This is a genomic window from Archaeoglobus profundus DSM 5631, from assembly GCF_000025285.1.
Classification (GTDB): domain Archaea; phylum Halobacteriota; class Archaeoglobi; order Archaeoglobales; family Archaeoglobaceae; genus Archaeoglobus_B; species Archaeoglobus_B profundus.
The window spans coordinates 1,436,876-1,451,475 of record NC_013741.1 but is presented as its reverse complement, the minus strand read 5'-3'; the positions used below and the strand labels follow the sequence as shown (position 1 = coordinate 1,451,475).

Here is a 14,600-nt window from a genome sequence, read left to right as displayed (position 1 = left end):
AATCACCCGCATAAAGTCGTCATGATCTTAGGTGTAGATATAGGAGGGACAAACATAGACGTTGTCCTCTACGACGGTAAATTCGTGCACATCGCAACTTATCCAACGCAAAGCACGATTACGAGGTTGAACGATGTCCTGAAAGAACTTGTTGATGAATACAAAGTTGATGCGGTGGGAATTGGATTTGCGGGTTGGATAAGGGAAAATAAGATTTTGAAAGCTCCAAACGTTAATTTTAAGCCGGATTTTGATTTAAACGTTCCTTACAAGCTTGACAACGATGCTAACTGCTTTGCACTCTACGCATCTCACCACTTTAAGCTGAGCAACGTCTTAGGGATAACGATAGGGACTGGAATTGGGAGCGGAATAATAGTCGATGGTAAGGTTTACAGAGGAATGGGTCTTGCAGGTGAGATTGGACACTGGTTCGTCGGTGGAGATGATGTTTGCACTTGCGGCGGCAAAGGTCACTTGGAGTGCTACTTCGGTGGCTGGAGCTTTAAAAAGAGGGGCTTGAACGCCATTGAATTAGTTGAGAGTGGTGAGGTTTACGAGCTTGAAGATTTTGAGAAGCTGTGCATATGCGTTGCGAATGCCATAACACTGCTGGACCCAGAGGCTGTTGTCTTCGGGGGGAGGATAGGAGGGAGCTTAGATGAGAAAATATTGAGAGAAAGGTTATACCGCCACCTCATGCCGGAATTCAGACCGAAAATTAAAACTTTGAAAGATCCCCTTGCAGTTGCCAAGGGGGCTTGTTTGATGGTGATGAAATGAAGGTAAACGGTGTTAAGCTGGGTAAGTTCACGGTGTTCTACAGATGTAGAGGAGTTGAAATGATAGTTGAAGCTCTTAAGAGTATGGAGAACGCTATTGTTGATGAAACCATCGTTGATGAGATCGCAGATCGTATAGCGGAAAACATCGATAAGGGTTCGTTCGATTTCGATGTTAGAGTCAGGTTAAAATTTAAGGATTCAACGATAGATTTCGACGAAAAGGTTAGAGTGTTTGTCAAGTGCAAGATTGTTGAGAATCCAGATTATTTGGCTATAAGCACCGCACCAAATGTCGTTAGAGTCGTTGCAGATGTTAGGAATGATTACGATTTCATCAGAAAGCTGAGCGAGAGTATAGCTGATCATTTAAAGGTTGCTTTAAATTTTAAGAATGCTGTCGAGTTCTTCGATTTGGATGTCGTAAGTGAGGCTTTCAAATACAGAATAGATCAGATGAGGGAAGAACTCAGTATGGTTGACATAATCGAAGACTTCGTTAAGTTTGTTCTGAAAGATCTCGAAAGGAGAACTGTGATTGCGAGAGACTGCAGAGCCTTGGAATACTTGAGGAGATTCGAGAGAATAGTTTTCGTAGTCGATTGCCCTTCAGCTTTCGATAAGATACTGGAGAGAGTTATGCTGAGCAATTTAAGCGGTAGAGAGCTAAAAAAGAGGGGTCTTAGCAGAGAGGATGTTATAAAGCCTAATGAAATCGAGGTGTACGTTGCGAAGGTGATTGCATGAGGCTCGAAGATGTTGAGGGTGAGATTAGGAAGTGTAGGAAATGCAAGCTCTGGAAATACAAGACGAACTACGTTCCTGGAGAGGGAAATCCAAACGCAAAGATAGTTTTTATCGGTGAAGCTCCTGGGAAGGAAGAGGATTTACAGGGAAGACCTTTCGTTGGGAAGGCTGGGAAATACCTCACAGAAGTGTTGAAAAAGCTCGGAGTTGAGAGGAGTGATGTTTACATAACGAACGTTCTAAAGTGCAGACCTCCTAACAACAGAGATCCCAAGCCCGAAGAGATAGAGGCTTGCAAACCTCACCTCCTGAGACAACTCGAGATAATAAAACCAGACGTAATAGTCTGCTTGGGTAGGTTTTCATCCGATGTGATACTCAACGAGTTTGGAATTGGATTTAGAGGGATAAGCAGGGATAGAGGTAAGGTGTTCGATGTCGAAAAATGGGGTAAAGTCGTGAAGATAATTCCCACATATCATCCAGCAGCTGTTTTAAGGAACAAATCCCTCGCAGATTACTTTGAGAGCGATTTGAAAAAAGCAGTCGAGGTTTTGAAGAAGAGACCAAAAACTCTGTTGGACTTCTTCAGCTGACTGAGAATAGAACATTATTAATAAATAAATAATTACAATTATTACAAATATACCGAGCGAGACTCCGCTCGAAATGGCCATTTGTATAATTTTTAACCTATCCTTCCTTAACAACCATAACAGAAGACTTGGAGTACCTTAGGACTCCATCACTGACCTTGGTAAATTCGGTAGTCTTTAGGAATACGCAAGAAGCTCTACACTTGTTTGCAATTCGCAGTATTTCTTTGTTAGGGCAGCCCACTTCCAAAATGCTTTCCGCCTTTATCCTATTCTTTTCAAGCTCTTCCTTTATAGATTCAAGCTTTTCCTTAGCCTTTTCAAACATCTCATCAAAAATCCTTTTAGTCGATTCGGGAGGTAGCAACGGCTCAACTACATGCGCGACATAAACAATGTCTGCTACCTTCCCAACATCCAGCAGTACTTTGGGAATTTTTGAGTCTAAAGGGTAGGGCACGTATAGAACGCGTTTAAATAGTTCTATACCCTCCTTCACAACGAGAACAGGAATTCTCGATATCTTCGCAACTCCTTCCGCAACACTTCCCAAAAGAATTTTCTTCAAAGCTCCTCTACCCCTATGACCCATCATTATAACATCCGCTTTCTCTTTTTCGGCAACTCTCATTATCTCTTCGGCAGGATCACCCACAGGTATGTAAAACACCTCACCTTTTATGCCGTAATGATCATCCAAAAAGTCGAGAATTTCAAGAATCTTTTCTTCTGCATACTTTCTTTCCTCATTTATTAAGTCCGCTACATTCACTAGCGGATTCTGAAATCTATGGACATTTATTACTCTAACCACTACCACCTCTTTCACGAGATCGCGATACCTTACCAATACGTTCAAAACTTTTTGAGAGTGATCCGAAAAGTCCGTTGCGTACAGGACCTTCCACATTTTGTATCACCATTTACACCGTGATCAAAACCGTCTTCGACTACATCATATATTAATTTTTCTAAAGATTGCTTTAAATTAAATTTTGTAATGATCAAAAATGATTGACAGACATGTTGGTGAGGAAAATATAATATATGCCACTACGAAAGAATACTCATGGTACTCGGATTGACTCAAGTTCAAAAAGAGATACTGAATGCCCTGATTACACTCTACAGAAAAAAGGGTTTGCCCGTTAAAGGAGAGGAGATATCAGAACTTATCAACAGGAATCCCGGTACAGTAAGGAACCAGATGCAGGCTTTAAGAGCTTTGGGACTTGTTGAGGGTGCTCCCGGCCCAAAAGGAGGTTACAGGCCTACGGCAAAAGCTTTCGAATTGTTATCAATTACAGAGCCGAGTAAAGCTGTCAAAGTTCCGGTAATTGTGAACGGTAAGCTCATGGAAGATTTGAGCGCTGAAGAGCTAACATTCCCATCACTTCCACACCCCGAAGTCTGTGAAGCTAGAGTTAGAATGGTGGGAGATATCAGGAAGATTCCTCCAGATGCCGAAATAATCATAGGTCCTACACCCGTAAACGAGATGCTCGTTTTTGGAAAGGTGACGGGCAGGGATGACACGGAGAACATCGTCATAATGTCAGTTCAAAAGATCTACGCAATTCCGAAGGATACAGTCGGAATGCACATGTCAACGCCTATAATAACGGTAAATGCAGACGATGACATAGTTTCGGCCTCCAAAGTCCTTCTAAATCATCAGATACACAGGGCCCCAGCTAAGAAAGGAGAGGACTTTATAGGTATATTCTCCCTAAGAAATGCAGTTCAGGCTTTTATAGAGGGTAAAAAGGATGCAAAAGTTAGAGAGTACATGGATCCGACAATAGTCAAGGTTGAGAAAGATACAAAGCTCAGCGAAGCTCTAAGGCTGATGAGGGACTATAACGTGAGATTGATTGTAGTTACCGATGAGGGTAAGCCTGTCGGAGTCATAACGGACTACCAGATCTTAACGAGGCTTGCACCTGAGCAAGTCTCTTATAAATCGTCCTAAACTCATCGAGCCTTCTCTGGCTCAAAACACTTTTCAGGAATTCTATGACTTCATCGTAGGTTTTTACATCAACGGGATAAGGAACACCATCCTTTCCACCCAAGGCAAAGCAGAATTTAGCCGGATCGGTCTTATCGTATGGTGTGTTGTATATCAACTCAGATATCAAGGCCAAAGCTCTGACAGTTCTTTTACCAATACCTCTAACGAGTAGGAGTTCTTCAAAGTTCTCGGGCTGGAGATTATAAGCAACTTCCAAAGCCTTCCAATCAACCCTCTTAGGTAAGAAGGCCCTAAATCGCTTGAAATCTCCATCTCTAACAACATCCAATATGACTTTTCTACATCCTTCGCTCTTATCCGAAACAAGGTTCAAAACCTCGTTCTCAATCCTCTGAGAAATTATATTCTGATCTTCCAAGCTGTTCAAATGATACCTCCTCGCGAGCTTTAACTGGGTATTCATCCCCTGCTGAACGACACACCATCTTTTCTTTGTGAAGAATATGGCATGGTGATAAAGATCGTAGCCATCTTGCAGAGCCACATTGTCAAGTTTCGCAGCCAATCTGCTAATTCTAACAAGCTCTTCTGCATCTGCATCAACCTTTTCAGCTAAATTCCTTATTTCTTCGGGTGTTTTAAGGGCGTTGCTACCCTTTCCTCCCGCAACCTTTACTCCGTAATCTTTCGAGTTCAGAACTTCCTTCAAAACGGCTGTTAGTACTGTTGTAGAGCCTGAAGAATTCCAATCAAAGCCTAAAACGTTTGAGAATGCCTGAAAGAAGATTGGATCTGACAATCTGTTTAGAAGTTCAGATTCGCCGAATTCCTCGATTACAATACCGACTATGCACTCCGCAAGTTTCACCATCCTCTTGAAGAGCCAAGGCGGGGCGTGTCCGGTGTGGAGGGGTAGATCGATAAATCTCACATTTGAGATTTTGAAAGATTTGTCTTAAGCGTATCGGTTAAATAGTGGAGTGAAAGATTGCCCGCATGGAGATGATATGCAAGTTCGTTGTAAAGGATGGAAAGATTATAGGGGAAAGTATAGACGTTTTTGAGAACAATCTCATAGTAAAATCTGGGAGTGATTTCATAGGAATCCCGCTTGAAAGCGTAGTTGAAGTGGATAAGGAAAGGATAACGGTAAAGGACTTTGATGAGTCCTTAGCTAAAGAAGTTGGAAAAAAGTGGATGGTGGAGAAGTCCAAACCTGTAAGCTTGGAAGAGCTTGAAAAGATGGGTCTATGAATGAGATAAAGCAAGTAATAGTCGTAAGAGAGGATTTGAAGCTCTCTAGAGGCAAGTTGGCAGTTCAGGTTGCACATGCCTCCATCATAGGATACGAGAAGGCTGATAGAAGGATAGTAGAGGCTTGGAAAATGCAAGGGCAAAAGAAGATAGTTTTGAAGGTCAACAGCTTGGAAGAGCTCATGAAAATCAAGGAAAAAGCCGAGAAGATGGGGTTGCCTACAGGTATTGTTGTAGATGCCGGACTGACAGAGATTCCACCCGGAACGATTACGGCAGTAGTAATAGGACCCGATGAAGCAAAGAAGATCGACAAGGTTACGGGAAATTTACCACTTTTGAAATGACCAAAAAGTTTTTTAAGCCGTTTGAAACTCTATATGTCAAGCTCCGGTGGTGTAGCCCGGCCAATCATACGGGACTCTCGATCCCGTGACCCGGGTTCAAATCCCGGCCGGAGCATACTACCCTTCCCCTGTTCTATCAAAACCAAATCCCTAAGCCTTTGAATCAACGCATCCTCCAACAAGGCACTCAAATTAATACCATACTTCTCTGCAAGATTTTTTAACTCAGGTCTTATAGAAATAGACGTCTTCACCTTTCTCGCCATGTCGGGACTTAACCCTTCCACCATACGTATAACTTCCGTAATTGTCCCTCCACTTCGTCCCCCAACCATCTCAATCACCCTGTAAACATAACAAAATTAATAATATTGATCAAAAAAGAAGAGATCAAGCTCATGATTGTTGTCGAAAATGCGGAACCGTGACTTCGGAAACTTAACGCACTTCTGACCATTATGAACTACCGTCTTCCTCCTATCTTCAAATCTGTCTATCTCCGAAACAAAGAATTTAGAACCGTTGAAAACTATGAAATAGAAATCGCACTTCAAGCACTTTGCAACCTTCTTAAGTAAGACGTATTCGTGGGCAGGCATGTAAAAGCTGTTATAATATTCCGCATTGTTGTATCTCTTTATTTCCGCTATGAACTCGATCCTCTTGTCAATCTCTCCAACAAGATCAATATCCATGAAGTTCATCATTACACCATTCAGAGTTTTGAATCTCAGATCAATCCCGGTGAAATACGGACAATTCTTACAAACAGGAACTTGCCTGTATAGCATTACACCACCTCCACAACAATCAACACTATTATTCCGAAAACGAGATAAAAAATAGCCAAGAAGTCAAGCCTGTCCATCGTGATCACCTTGGTATGCAAGGCATACCTTCATCACTCCTCCAGCAATAAGTTGGAAACTCATCAAATGTCAGATTGTGATAAGCCCTGTAAAATCTGACACATGCTTCACAAGTTCCACGCCCCATGCAAATTGCTGGTGCTACACCATATTTCTCCACTAATTCCTCTAAACTGCCATTGTAATTCTCCAAAAATTGTTCACACCAGTTACAAGCTATTATGGTATTCTTAACCATTGTGTTCATTGGCTCTTGGCATATCGGTTTCGTATGCGTATTCCACCAAGCTAAAGGTATTGTTATTGCTATTGCTACCACACAAATCAATAAAAGCAATTCCTTAGCCATCAGAATCGACCTCCTCAATAAATTCGATATAGTCTCTCGGATTTTCACCTTCCCAAGCAACCTCAGGATGACACTCAAAAATGTGAAACTCTGCATCTTCTATTCCTTCAGCACCTTTCAGTATTTTTCCGCAAATCTTGCACTTCAGTTCTCCTTTCTTAACACCCTCTTTCGTTATTACCCACGCCATCAGAATTGCCTCCCTCTCACCCTACGATAAATCGCATCGAAAGCATCGTATTCCGGTTGAGTCCAGCCAAAATAACACCTATCGTATTTTCCACTGTGAACAATGTAGAACCCGTTGTGCTTTTTGCTCCTTGACTTCCACAAGTAACCCAATCTTCCACAGCGAGGACAGATGACTTGAATCCGCCAAATGTGATTTGTATCGCTCTTTACCATTCTCCACTAGATTCCTTGCGTTTCCTTCCAACCGTTAAAATTGTCCTCATTATACCTTATTTCACTCAAAACTATCATCAGAATCGCCCTCCTCAAGTTCTTCAATAATACGCTCTTTTAACCACTTTAGCTCCCTAAGAACAGCATCGCTTGGAGCATCGTAGTTTTTGTCAATATGCCACCACTCATCCTCTTCTATATCTTTAATCCTCTTATCGATAATTCCTATTATCTTTCTAAGCATCAGAATCGCCCTCCTCAAGCTTTTTCTCAAGCCTCTCAAGAATGTCGTTCAGTCTCTTAAGCTCATTAGCCCTCTTTTCTCTGAGATTGTACTCTTTTTTGATAGAATAAGCCAGTAAAACCACCACGAAAGCGGCGAAGATTACTAGTAGGATACCAACCCAATCAGGTAGTTGTACTTGATCTACTCTGTACATGTAATAATGAGTGTCATTGACTTTTTCGATGATGTAAATCGGATTAGCCATCAGAATCGACCTCCTTCAGAAATCACCTTCTTACCTCTTCAAGCCATTTAGGATCGTCGTATTTTAGGAAGCAAACTCTCTCGTCAAAGCTCGGACAATCGTCAGGATAACACCTCTTCGTTGCACAGATGTGGAAAATTATTACACTCTCTGGTGCCCAGATCGTTTTCTCCAAGAATTCCGCTTTCTCCCTAAGTATATCATTATTTCCATCACAATCACATACGTCGTCGACGTCCTCAGAATAGTAGAACTCTCCCAACCCCTCGAATAACTCCCTCTCCTCGCTCCAGTCTAAACCCTCCATAACCATCACCTCAAAAAATTAAGAAGAGTGGACCACCAACTTATCCGCCCTGACGAATGAGCATCCCTTGCACGACTCTATTCTCCTGACAATACCCTGCACGACAGCATCCAGGTCCATTATCCTCCTGTCCGGTCTACCGTTTTGCTCAAGCAAGTACTTCACAACATTGTCCGCTACCTCCTTGGAAATCTTGTACCTCTTCGAAACCACGTATCCTATCGGCTCCCCAACCCCAAACTCAAAACTGTAGTCGCTGATTCTTCCACTCGCCGTCTTACACGGCACTACCCTTATATACACCGCTCTCTCTAAATTCACATACGTCCCTTCCCTTACCTTCACAAACACTTCACACCACCCCCTTCCTCCCTTCGATGACGGGAGGAGCTTGAGAGAGCACAATCAAGAAGCCAGAGAGAGAATGATCTCTTCGCCAAACTTGGAATCCTTATCAAAATTGAGTCATCTTTTTCAGCAATCTTCAGCTCCTCTTCAGAAGGGCAGTCCAACTGGCATTTCAACCGTACCCAATCTACTGTGAAAAACTCAATGCTCAACTCAATTTTGTCATACAATACCGCTGGCAAACCAACTATGTTGGCTTGCTTATACCCCTCTTCAACATTCCCAATTCTCAAGAGATATAGATATCTAAATGGAGAGCCTACATCGACAAAGACATGGTGTACCTCTGAAGGATCGTATTTTCCTTCAAGAAATTCCTCAAAGTAGTGAGTGTCGTCTGGAAGTTCAGCAATCTTATGCTTACTTCTCGCTAAATCCTCAAAAATGCGTTGAAGTTTACACGGTGCACAATTCGGCATTCGAACAACATAGTGTCTCTTGCAGAATCTCAAACAACTGATTTCTTTAGCCCATTTCGTGACGATATCCATTATTTCTTCAGGACTCTTCGGAATCTCCCTAACAATAACTCCCAAATCTATTACCAACAAGTTATTCCCCATCTCTAACTCGTAAACATCCACAATCAACCACAATCACCTCCCATACCTCTTAAAATACCCAAATCTTGGAGAGAAGATGTCCCCCTCCTTCTTCAGCTTATCAAGGAGTTCCAACGCCTTACCCTGCGGAATTCCCTTCTCCTCAGCCTTTGCAAGAATCGTCTCCTCGCTCGCACCCCAAGGAGTCTGCTCCTCGAACTCCTCAATTATGTCGAGAATCGTTCTGATATCATCCCTCTGCTTGGCAGAAACACCGCTTATAGCGTAATCGATGTCGATGTTGCCCGTTTCAGGATCTATCGCAACCTGCTTTATGCTCTCCTCGAAGATCCTTATCGCCCTCTCCGCATCCTCCTCCGTTGCAACGTTGCTGAGCCTAACCTTGGCAGAAGCTTCCGTGAGCCTCTTCAAAGCCTCCAACTGCCTCGTTGTAATGGCAATGGAACCCGTCTCCTTGCTCTTTATCCTCATCTCAGTATAGAACTCCTTGAGCTTCCTCTTCGCTCCTTCACTCAGTTCAACGTTTGTGATGTTGTTTCTTGCGTAGAGAATGTATTTCTTGAAGAGTTCCGGGTCAATCGGTGGCTCTTCATAACCTCCGCTTAAAATGAAATCAGCAATCTCAGCATCTCTAACCTCATCCGGCTCGTCCAAGAGAACAAATATCAGATCAAATCTCGAAAGTAGAGGAGGACTAAGCTTAATCTGTTCGACTATCGGTTCATGTCTGTCAAATCTGCCTCTCTTGGGGTTTGCACATGCTAAAACGGATGTCCTCGCATTCAGTGTCGCATTTATGCCAGCTTTGGAGACGTTCACGACCTGTTGCTCAAGCGGTCTCTCCAAGCCTTCTAAATCGTCTTTCTTAGCCTTCTCGATTTCATCAATGATCGCAATACCGTTATCAGCCAAAACGAGAGCACCAGCCTCTATCGTCCACCTTCCCGTCACTTCGTCTCTCGAAGTCGTTACCGTTAGCCCTACCTTTGTCATCAATGTTCCATCCACGAAAACTGAACGAGGAGCAACCTTCGCAACGCTCTCGGCAAGCTGTGACTTCGCTGTGGACGGATCTCCAACGAGGAGAATGTGGATGTTGCCCCTCCTCTTCGTGCCATTTGGATAAACCTTCGTCACACCACCGAAGAGTTGCAAGACTATAGCCTGCTTGATCGCATCGTGTCCTTTTACCGTTGGTGCTAAACTCTTTGCAAGCTTCTCGTAGATTTGCGGATCCTTGGCAAGTTCCTTGATCTTTTGAACATCCTCAGAGGTCAGGTTGATGTTCCTCAAGTCGTCTTCGACAAACTCGATGCTTATCGCTTCAACTACAAAGTCTCCGTATGACTTGTTCGGTGGTCTTACCTCCTTGAGTATTCCCGCTACCACTACCTTGTCTCCCGGGTAAACTAAGCCAACTAAGTCATCATAGAGGTAGACCTTGATCGATTCTGGCTGTCTCCTCAGCCCCTCCGGGTATTCCTGAACCTCTATAACCTGACAGTCTTTCTTTTCCTCAGCAATAAGCTCAAACTTCTTAGAACCGCACTTAGGACAGGCAACCTTAGGAATTCTGCCATCCACAGGTTCAACCTCTACAGGACTACCACACTCCGTACAATGGTACTGAATGTTCCTAATCCTCGAAAAAGCAGACGTGATCTTCCTTACGACACCCTCAAAAACGACCAGTTTGCCAATATTGTTAACCCTTCTTACCTCCGTGATCTCCTTTTTGAGGAACTTTGGCCAATTCGTGTACTTTACTTTGACCTCCTTGACATCGTACATCTTGAGTCTCTCAAGGATGTGAGATTCCAGCCTCCTGAGGAGTTCAACTGGATTCTCCTTGAACTTGTCCCAGAATCCTCTTGAGATGAGGAAAGTGGTAAGTCCGTCTTTTTCGAAGTCTATAACGATGTTCTCGCCAACTACAGCATTCTTAAGCTTAGCATCAATGTAATATACAAAATCGACAAGAGGGTCTTCACTGCTTATCATACGTACCTCCTCCTCATCTCAATCTCCTTATAATGGCGAATCCTCGGCGCAACTTCGATAGCGTACTCCCATAACTCCTCTTCAGTCAAAAGATCAGGATATTGCTCCACTGCCTCCTTGATAACACTCTTAACCTGCTCGTATATCAGCGGTGTCGGCTTCCGTTTGAATTCCAATAACACCGGATTCAACTTCTGTATCCTTAAATCCCTCAAAACCTCCTTCTTCCTCTTTGCAAGGTCTACCTTCCTCTTCTCCTCCTCTTCCTTCGCTCTTAGGCTCTCTTGTGCCTTCTTGATTAGCTCAAGCTCTTTCCTCAGTTCTTCCCTCTCCTTCCTTGATTCTTCAAACTCCTTTTGAATTAATTCAAGAATCCTCTGATACCTCTCCTCTTCCTTCTTTTCCAACTCTGCAAGCTTCTTTTCTAATTGAATAACTCTTAGAAGTGATTTATCCACTTTGTTAGAGTCTTCTTTTGAAAGGAGACCAGCGTAATAACGAATTGCATTGCGGATAAACTCACTCTTATTGTCTTTATGAGCTTCAAGAATTTCAAGAATGTCTTTATCATCTTCTATATGTACTGAAAAACCTATACTTATTGTTTTTTTAGCCATTAGACACACCTCCATCTCTTTCAGCAAAAATAACAATTTTATCTCCTTCTATTGTCAATATTACGTTGTTAACTCCTTCAAAACAGTGCTTTAGCTCAGAAGGGATGCTGATTACCAGTTCGTCTCCAACTCTTCTTATTTTTCTACGCCATGTAGGTTTCATCAAACCCATGATTAAACTTAGGTTCAATCAATACTTAAGTTTTTCGAAAACTCATTAGAAATACCTAAAGCTTAAGAACTGTTTTTCAAGACTTTAGTTCATGAGTGAACTAACTAAAACGCAAATCAAGATTCTCAGCTACCTTGCAGAAAAAGATGAGGGTAAAGCTCGCTTTAATGAGATTGTTGAAGAACTTGGTTTGGCACGAGCAACACTTTCAAGAAATCTAAAGCATTTAGTTGAAAAAGGATATGTTAAGAGAGTCGTTGAAACGTCAACTAAAGAATATCCTCCTCCAGTTTACTACATAATCACTGATAAAGGTAGAGAGGCACTAAAGAATGCTGTACCATTAGATATCAATGTAGAGTTTGTGAAAAAAGGAAATGTCGTTGAAGTAAAATATAGTGTTGATGAGATTACTAAAGAAGCTCTTGAAGGGTTGGCTAAGGCGCAAGGACTTGAACCAGTTGATTTCCTAAAAGCTGTAACATTTTGTATAGGGTGGGGACTTGAAAAGAAGCGTTCTAAAACAGGCTGTTTGGAACTTACAGATGATGAATTGAGAAGAATGTCCCTCTTACTGAAAAAAGGTTTACTTAATCTTTTGAAGAAGTATTGGGCACTTGAAGAAGAGCTTAATCGTTTTGAAGAACTTCTTAAGAGTCCGGAATTATCTAAAAATCTTAGTAAAGAGACCTACAATGAGTTAAGGAAGTATGTAGATAGTCTAAAGAGGGAAACAGACAAGTTTAGGGGCGAATTACAGAAAATTATATCTGAATGTTTGGATAAAAAAGAGGTTGAAAAGATATCGACTTAGGTACTTTGTTTACACTTGTTTATAACTATTATTGAGTGCGTTTGTAACAATTGTAACTAACAACAATATAACTACAACAATCAACTAACCAACAACATCTTTTCTTCTACAATCAACTAATCAAGTTGGGTAAGGAGAGGCGTTAAGGTTGAAATCATAGAGTAATTATTCATGAGTTAATAACAACAATTGCCACTGTTAATATATTAATTGGAGCGAGTTAATATACATACATATTAACTCCAACAACCTAATACAACAATCAACTAACCAACAACATCTTTTCATCTACAATCGACTAAACAACTTGGGAGAGGAGGGACGTTAAGGCAGTCTTCAACAACTGTTAATAACGAAACAATTCGAAACAAGTCGAAAGGGTTATATAAGATTATATTGGCGGGAGGATGGGAATGTCCTTCTCTAACAGTAAAGGGGATATTATTAAAAAAATTTGGATTATATTAGAAGGTAAAAAAGTAGAATCTGGGAGAATTGAGGTTCTCAAACTAGCTGACATTTTATCAAATCTTCAAAGGTTCATAACAGATTATGGAAGAGCTAAAGGGGTTAAACGATTAGAATATTTGAAATTATATTTATCTGAAGTAAAGAAGGGGAGTATTCGTATAGCACTCGAACCACCGAGAGTATTGCATGAGCCTTTCCCTTTAAAGGCTTTGAATGCAATAAAGAACATAGCTGAAAGCCTTGATAACATCGATGAAGTCAAGACTTATCTTGAAACGGAGTTTAAAGCTAATATTGAGGAGATCATAAAAGAGTTAAAGAGATTGAAGGCTATTTGGTCGGAAGACAGCATTACTGTAAAGTTGGGAGTTGGACACAATCGTCCAGATGAAATATTTGTCCTAGATCCTAAAAAGAGAGAAAAGGTTGACGGGCTAATTAGAGAGTATATCAAGCTAGTTTCACAAACTGTAAAAGGTGCTATTGTTGAATGGAAGTTCTACGGTCAAAAGCGCCATTTTGAGATCATAACTACTGGCGGTGAGAGAATTAGATGCTACTACAATCATCTGGAGTTTCCGGAATTAGAAGATGTAATTTACGAACATATCAAAAGAATGCCTGTAGAGGTTGTAGGTCATCTAAAGAAGGTAGGAAGAAAAAAGATTATGGAGGATGTTCTTGAGATTAGATCTTGGACTGAAGAAGAATTAACAGGAATTTTTGCTGGGTATAAGCTGAAGAAGCCAATAAAACTGAATGTTGAATACGATAACTTCGATAATGTCTGGTGCTTATGTAATGAGGAGTTGAATTTATTCGGATGTGGGCAAAATCTTGAAGAAGCTAAGAAAGATCTTGAAGTTGTTTTTGAGGCATTGATCGAAGAATATGCTAAAGAATCTGATGACATTTTATCTGAGAAGTCACTAGAACTGAAGAAAAAGCTATTAGAATACGTCGAGGTGTCGTGATATGTCTAAAATATATAAAGCTTCAGATATTCGGCGGGCACTAAATAAAAAAGGTTTCAGGGAAGTAGGATCAAAACATATTAAATATATATTATACATTGACGAAAAGAAACAGCCAATTTTTACAATTATCAGTCATTCAGCAAAGGATTTGTCAAAAGAAATTCAAAAGAGGATTATGAAACAATTAAAATTTAAGAGCCGAAAGGATTTCGAAGATTTTATAGAATGTCCCATGAGTCGTGACGATTACATCCGTTATCTGAAAAAAGAGGGATACATTTAGTTAATACCGAAGGGAAGTTATGAAGTATTCCAAGAAAAAGATAATCGAGGAGATTTCCATTTGTTACGGACTCGCTCCTGAATATGCTAAGGTGTTTGTTGACCATGCTATGGAGGAGTTCAAGGCTGTTGAGGTTGATGGTCGAGTTGTGAGTAGAGAACTTTAGGGTGTT

23 protein-coding genes, 1 tRNA gene and 1 pseudogene are annotated in these 14,600 nt (G+C 41.3%); 11 read left to right on the top strand and 14 right to left on the bottom strand.

The features are described from left to right. Positions 1-21: 21 nt before the first annotated feature. Genes ARCPR_RS08570 through udg form a run of 3 tightly spaced genes read left to right on the top strand, consistent with a single transcriptional unit; the run spans position 22 to position 2,125 of the window. Positions 22-783, top strand: a complete 762-nt coding sequence (locus ARCPR_RS08570) for an ROK family protein (RefSeq protein ID WP_012941096.1) — start codon at positions 22-24, stop codon at positions 781-783. Further along, entirely contained in the window at positions 780-1,529 is a 750-nt protein-coding gene (locus tag ARCPR_RS08565) for a hypothetical protein (RefSeq protein ID WP_012941095.1), read from the top strand. Before ARCPR_RS08570 ends, ARCPR_RS08565 begins: the two co-directional genes overlap by 4 nt. After that, entirely contained in the window at positions 1,526-2,125 is a 600-nt protein-coding gene (udg, locus tag ARCPR_RS08560) for a type-4 uracil-DNA glycosylase (protein ID WP_012941094.1), read from the top strand. Before ARCPR_RS08565 ends, udg begins: the two co-directional genes overlap by 4 nt. Before the next feature lie 97 nt (positions 2,126-2,222). Here the strand turns inward: udg and ARCPR_RS09430 are convergent, their stop codons facing one another. Next, positions 2,223-3,035 (bottom strand): universal stress protein, encoded by an 813-nt coding sequence (locus tag ARCPR_RS09430; RefSeq protein WP_012941093.1) that lies wholly within the window; start codon positions 3,033-3,035, stop codon positions 2,223-2,225. A gap of 159 nt (positions 3,036-3,194) precedes the next feature. Between ARCPR_RS09430 and ARCPR_RS08550 the strand changes: the two genes are divergently transcribed. Further along, positions 3,195-4,097 (top strand): CBS domain-containing protein, encoded by a 903-nt coding sequence (locus tag ARCPR_RS08550; protein ID WP_012941092.1) that lies wholly within the window; start codon positions 3,195-3,197, stop codon positions 4,095-4,097. Here the strand turns inward: ARCPR_RS08550 and ARCPR_RS08545 are convergent. Then, on the bottom strand, positions 4,033-5,031 hold the full coding sequence (locus ARCPR_RS08545; RefSeq protein ID WP_012941091.1) for a DUF763 domain-containing protein: 999 nt from the start codon (positions 5,029-5,031) through the stop codon (positions 4,033-4,035). The two genes, ARCPR_RS08550 and ARCPR_RS08545, sit on opposite strands and share 65 nt — an antisense overlap. A 65-nt stretch (positions 5,032-5,096) precedes the next feature. Between ARCPR_RS08545 and ARCPR_RS08540 the strand changes: the two genes are divergently transcribed. The 3 genes from ARCPR_RS08540 (at position 5,097) to ARCPR_RS08530 (ending at position 5,816) form a co-directional block, all read left to right on the top strand. After that, the gene (locus tag ARCPR_RS08540) at positions 5,097-5,354 is read left to right on the top strand and encodes a DUF5749 family beta-barrel protein (protein WP_012941090.1); all 258 of its coding nucleotides are present in this window, start codon (positions 5,097-5,099) and stop codon (positions 5,352-5,354) included. Beyond that, positions 5,351-5,701, top strand: a complete 351-nt coding sequence (pth2, locus tag ARCPR_RS08535; protein ID WP_012941089.1) for a peptidyl-tRNA hydrolase Pth2 — start codon at positions 5,351-5,353, stop codon at positions 5,699-5,701. Before ARCPR_RS08540 ends, pth2 begins: the two co-directional genes overlap by 4 nt. 40 nt (positions 5,702-5,741) lie before the next feature. Beyond that, a tRNA-Glu gene (locus tag ARCPR_RS08530) sits at positions 5,742-5,816 on the top strand. Between the two features lie 46 nt (positions 5,817-5,862). Here the strand turns inward: ARCPR_RS08530 and ARCPR_RS10225 are convergent. The 12 genes and pseudogenes from ARCPR_RS10225 to ARCPR_RS08470 all read right to left on the bottom strand — a co-directional run. Further along, positions 5,863-5,967 (bottom strand): annotated as a pseudogene (locus ARCPR_RS10225) (type II toxin-antitoxin system CcdA family antitoxin); the annotation flags it as partial. A 96-nt stretch (positions 5,968-6,063) separates the two neighbouring features. Next, positions 6,064-6,492 carry a hypothetical protein gene (locus ARCPR_RS08525; protein ID WP_012941088.1) on the bottom strand — a complete coding sequence of 143 codons (429 nt, stop codon included), beginning with the start codon at positions 6,490-6,492 and terminating at the stop codon, positions 6,064-6,066. An 82-nt stretch (positions 6,493-6,574) separates the two neighbouring features. After that, positions 6,575-6,919 (bottom strand): hypothetical protein, encoded by a 345-nt coding sequence (locus ARCPR_RS08520; protein ID WP_012941087.1) that lies wholly within the window; start codon positions 6,917-6,919, stop codon positions 6,575-6,577. After that, positions 6,912-7,109 (bottom strand): hypothetical protein, encoded by a 198-nt coding sequence (locus tag ARCPR_RS08515; protein ID WP_012941086.1) that lies wholly within the window; start codon positions 7,107-7,109, stop codon positions 6,912-6,914. The genes ARCPR_RS08520 and ARCPR_RS08515 overlap by 8 nt, the downstream gene beginning before the upstream one ends. A gap of 276 nt (positions 7,110-7,385) precedes the next feature. Next, positions 7,386-7,568: a hypothetical protein gene (locus ARCPR_RS08505; RefSeq protein WP_012941085.1), complete on the bottom strand. Its 183-nt coding sequence runs from the start codon at positions 7,566-7,568 to the stop codon at positions 7,386-7,388. Beyond that, positions 7,561-7,815 (bottom strand): BhlA/UviB family holin-like peptide, encoded by a 255-nt coding sequence (locus tag ARCPR_RS08500; RefSeq protein ID WP_012941084.1) that lies wholly within the window; start codon positions 7,813-7,815, stop codon positions 7,561-7,563. Before ARCPR_RS08500 ends, ARCPR_RS08505 begins: the two co-directional genes overlap by 8 nt. Before the next feature lie 22 nt (positions 7,816-7,837). Next, the gene (locus tag ARCPR_RS08495; protein ID WP_012941083.1) at positions 7,838-8,122 is read right to left on the bottom strand and encodes a hypothetical protein; all 285 of its coding nucleotides are present in this window, start codon (positions 8,120-8,122) and stop codon (positions 7,838-7,840) included. 18 nt (positions 8,123-8,140) lie between these two features. Then, positions 8,141-8,473, bottom strand: a complete 333-nt coding sequence (locus tag ARCPR_RS08490; protein WP_148208707.1) for a hypothetical protein — start codon at positions 8,471-8,473, stop codon at positions 8,141-8,143. Beyond that, complete coding sequence (locus ARCPR_RS08485; protein WP_148208706.1) at positions 8,464-9,114, bottom strand: hypothetical protein; 651 nt, start codon at positions 9,112-9,114, stop codon at positions 8,464-8,466. Before ARCPR_RS08485 ends, ARCPR_RS08490 begins: the two co-directional genes overlap by 10 nt. Positions 9,115-9,126: 12 nt before the next feature. Beyond that, positions 9,127-11,094: a minichromosome maintenance protein MCM gene (locus ARCPR_RS08480; protein ID WP_012941080.1), complete on the bottom strand. Its 1,968-nt coding sequence runs from the start codon at positions 11,092-11,094 to the stop codon at positions 9,127-9,129. Next, positions 11,091-11,711 carry a hypothetical protein gene (locus ARCPR_RS08475; RefSeq protein ID WP_012941079.1) on the bottom strand — a complete coding sequence of 207 codons (621 nt, stop codon included), beginning with the start codon at positions 11,709-11,711 and terminating at the stop codon, positions 11,091-11,093. Before ARCPR_RS08475 ends, ARCPR_RS08480 begins: the two co-directional genes overlap by 4 nt. Then, a complete protein-coding gene (locus ARCPR_RS08470) occupies positions 11,704-11,883 on the bottom strand; it encodes an AbrB/MazE/SpoVT family DNA-binding domain-containing protein (protein ID WP_012941078.1) in 180 nt (59 codons plus the stop codon). Before ARCPR_RS08470 ends, ARCPR_RS08475 begins: the two co-directional genes overlap by 8 nt. Positions 11,884-11,974: 91 nt before the next feature. Here ARCPR_RS08470 and ARCPR_RS08465 point away from each other — a divergent pair, with 91 nt between their 5' ends. The 4 genes from ARCPR_RS08465 to ARCPR_RS09850 all read left to right on the top strand — a co-directional run bounded on the left by ARCPR_RS08465 (position 11,975) and on the right by ARCPR_RS09850 (position 14,594). Further along, positions 11,975-12,697, top strand: a complete 723-nt coding sequence (locus ARCPR_RS08465; RefSeq protein ID WP_012941077.1) for a MarR family winged helix-turn-helix transcriptional regulator — start codon at positions 11,975-11,977, stop codon at positions 12,695-12,697. Positions 12,698-13,104: 407 nt separating this feature from the next. Next, the gene (locus ARCPR_RS08460) at positions 13,105-14,142 is read left to right on the top strand and encodes a hypothetical protein (protein WP_012941076.1); all 1,038 of its coding nucleotides are present in this window, start codon (positions 13,105-13,107) and stop codon (positions 14,140-14,142) included. Between the two features lies 1 nt (position 14,143). Continuing rightward, positions 14,144-14,428 (top strand): type II toxin-antitoxin system HicA family toxin, encoded by a 285-nt coding sequence (locus ARCPR_RS08455; protein WP_012941075.1) that lies wholly within the window; start codon positions 14,144-14,146, stop codon positions 14,426-14,428. Between the two features lie 19 nt (positions 14,429-14,447). Next, positions 14,448-14,594: a hypothetical protein gene (locus ARCPR_RS09850; protein ID WP_012941074.1), complete on the top strand. Its 147-nt coding sequence runs from the start codon at positions 14,448-14,450 to the stop codon at positions 14,592-14,594. Positions 14,595-14,600: the final 6 nt, after the last annotated feature.

Bases quoted from the DNA above. Each gene is read 5' to 3' on its own strand.
- ARCPR_RS08465 (WP_012941077.1), top strand. From the start codon at position 11,975: ATGAGTGAACTAACTAAAACGCAAATCAAGATTCTCAGCTACCTTGCA.
- ARCPR_RS08475 (WP_012941079.1), bottom strand. From the start codon at position 11,711: ATGGCTAAAAAAACAATAAGTATAGGTTTTTCAGTACATATAGAAGAT.
- ARCPR_RS08455 (WP_012941075.1), top strand. From the start codon at position 14,144: ATGTCTAAAATATATAAAGCTTCAGATATTCGGCGGGCACTAAATAAA.
- ARCPR_RS09850 (WP_012941074.1), top strand. From the start codon at position 14,448: ATGAAGTATTCCAAGAAAAAGATAATCGAGGAGATTTCCATTTGTTAC.
- ARCPR_RS08550 (WP_012941092.1), top strand. From the start codon at position 3,195: ATGGTACTCGGATTGACTCAAGTTCAAAAAGAGATACTGAATGCCCTG.
- ARCPR_RS08540 (WP_012941090.1), top strand. From the start codon at position 5,097: ATGGAGATGATATGCAAGTTCGTTGTAAAGGATGGAAAGATTATAGGG.
- udg (WP_012941094.1), top strand. From the start codon at position 1,526: ATGAGGCTCGAAGATGTTGAGGGTGAGATTAGGAAGTGTAGGAAATGC.
- ARCPR_RS08500 (WP_012941084.1), bottom strand. From the start codon at position 7,815: ATGGCTAATCCGATTTACATCATCGAAAAAGTCAATGACACTCATTAT.
- ARCPR_RS08505 (WP_012941085.1), bottom strand. From the start codon at position 7,568: ATGCTTAGAAAGATAATAGGAATTATCGATAAGAGGATTAAAGATATA.
- ARCPR_RS08565 (WP_012941095.1), top strand. From the start codon at position 780: ATGAAGGTAAACGGTGTTAAGCTGGGTAAGTTCACGGTGTTCTACAGA.
- ARCPR_RS09430 (WP_012941093.1), bottom strand. From the start codon at position 3,035: ATGTGGAAGGTCCTGTACGCAACGGACTTTTCGGATCACTCTCAAAAA.
- ARCPR_RS08460 (WP_012941076.1), top strand. From the start codon at position 13,105: ATGGGAATGTCCTTCTCTAACAGTAAAGGGGATATTATTAAAAAAATT.
- ARCPR_RS08520 (WP_012941087.1), bottom strand. From the start codon at position 6,919: ATGGCTAAGGAATTGCTTTTATTGATTTGTGTGGTAGCAATAGCAATA.
- ARCPR_RS08470 (WP_012941078.1), bottom strand. From the start codon at position 11,883: ATGGGTTTGATGAAACCTACATGGCGTAGAAAAATAAGAAGAGTTGGA.
- ARCPR_RS08515 (WP_012941086.1), bottom strand. From the start codon at position 7,109: ATGGCGTGGGTAATAACGAAAGAGGGTGTTAAGAAAGGAGAACTGAAG.
- ARCPR_RS08525 (WP_012941088.1), bottom strand. From the start codon at position 6,492: ATGCTATACAGGCAAGTTCCTGTTTGTAAGAATTGTCCGTATTTCACC.
- ARCPR_RS08570 (WP_012941096.1), top strand. From the start codon at position 22: ATGATCTTAGGTGTAGATATAGGAGGGACAAACATAGACGTTGTCCTC.
- pth2 (WP_012941089.1), top strand. From the start codon at position 5,351: ATGAATGAGATAAAGCAAGTAATAGTCGTAAGAGAGGATTTGAAGCTC.
- ARCPR_RS08480 (WP_012941080.1), bottom strand. From the start codon at position 11,094: ATGATAAGCAGTGAAGACCCTCTTGTCGATTTTGTATATTACATTGAT.
- ARCPR_RS08495 (WP_012941083.1), bottom strand. From the start codon at position 8,122: ATGGAGGGTTTAGACTGGAGCGAGGAGAGGGAGTTATTCGAGGGGTTG.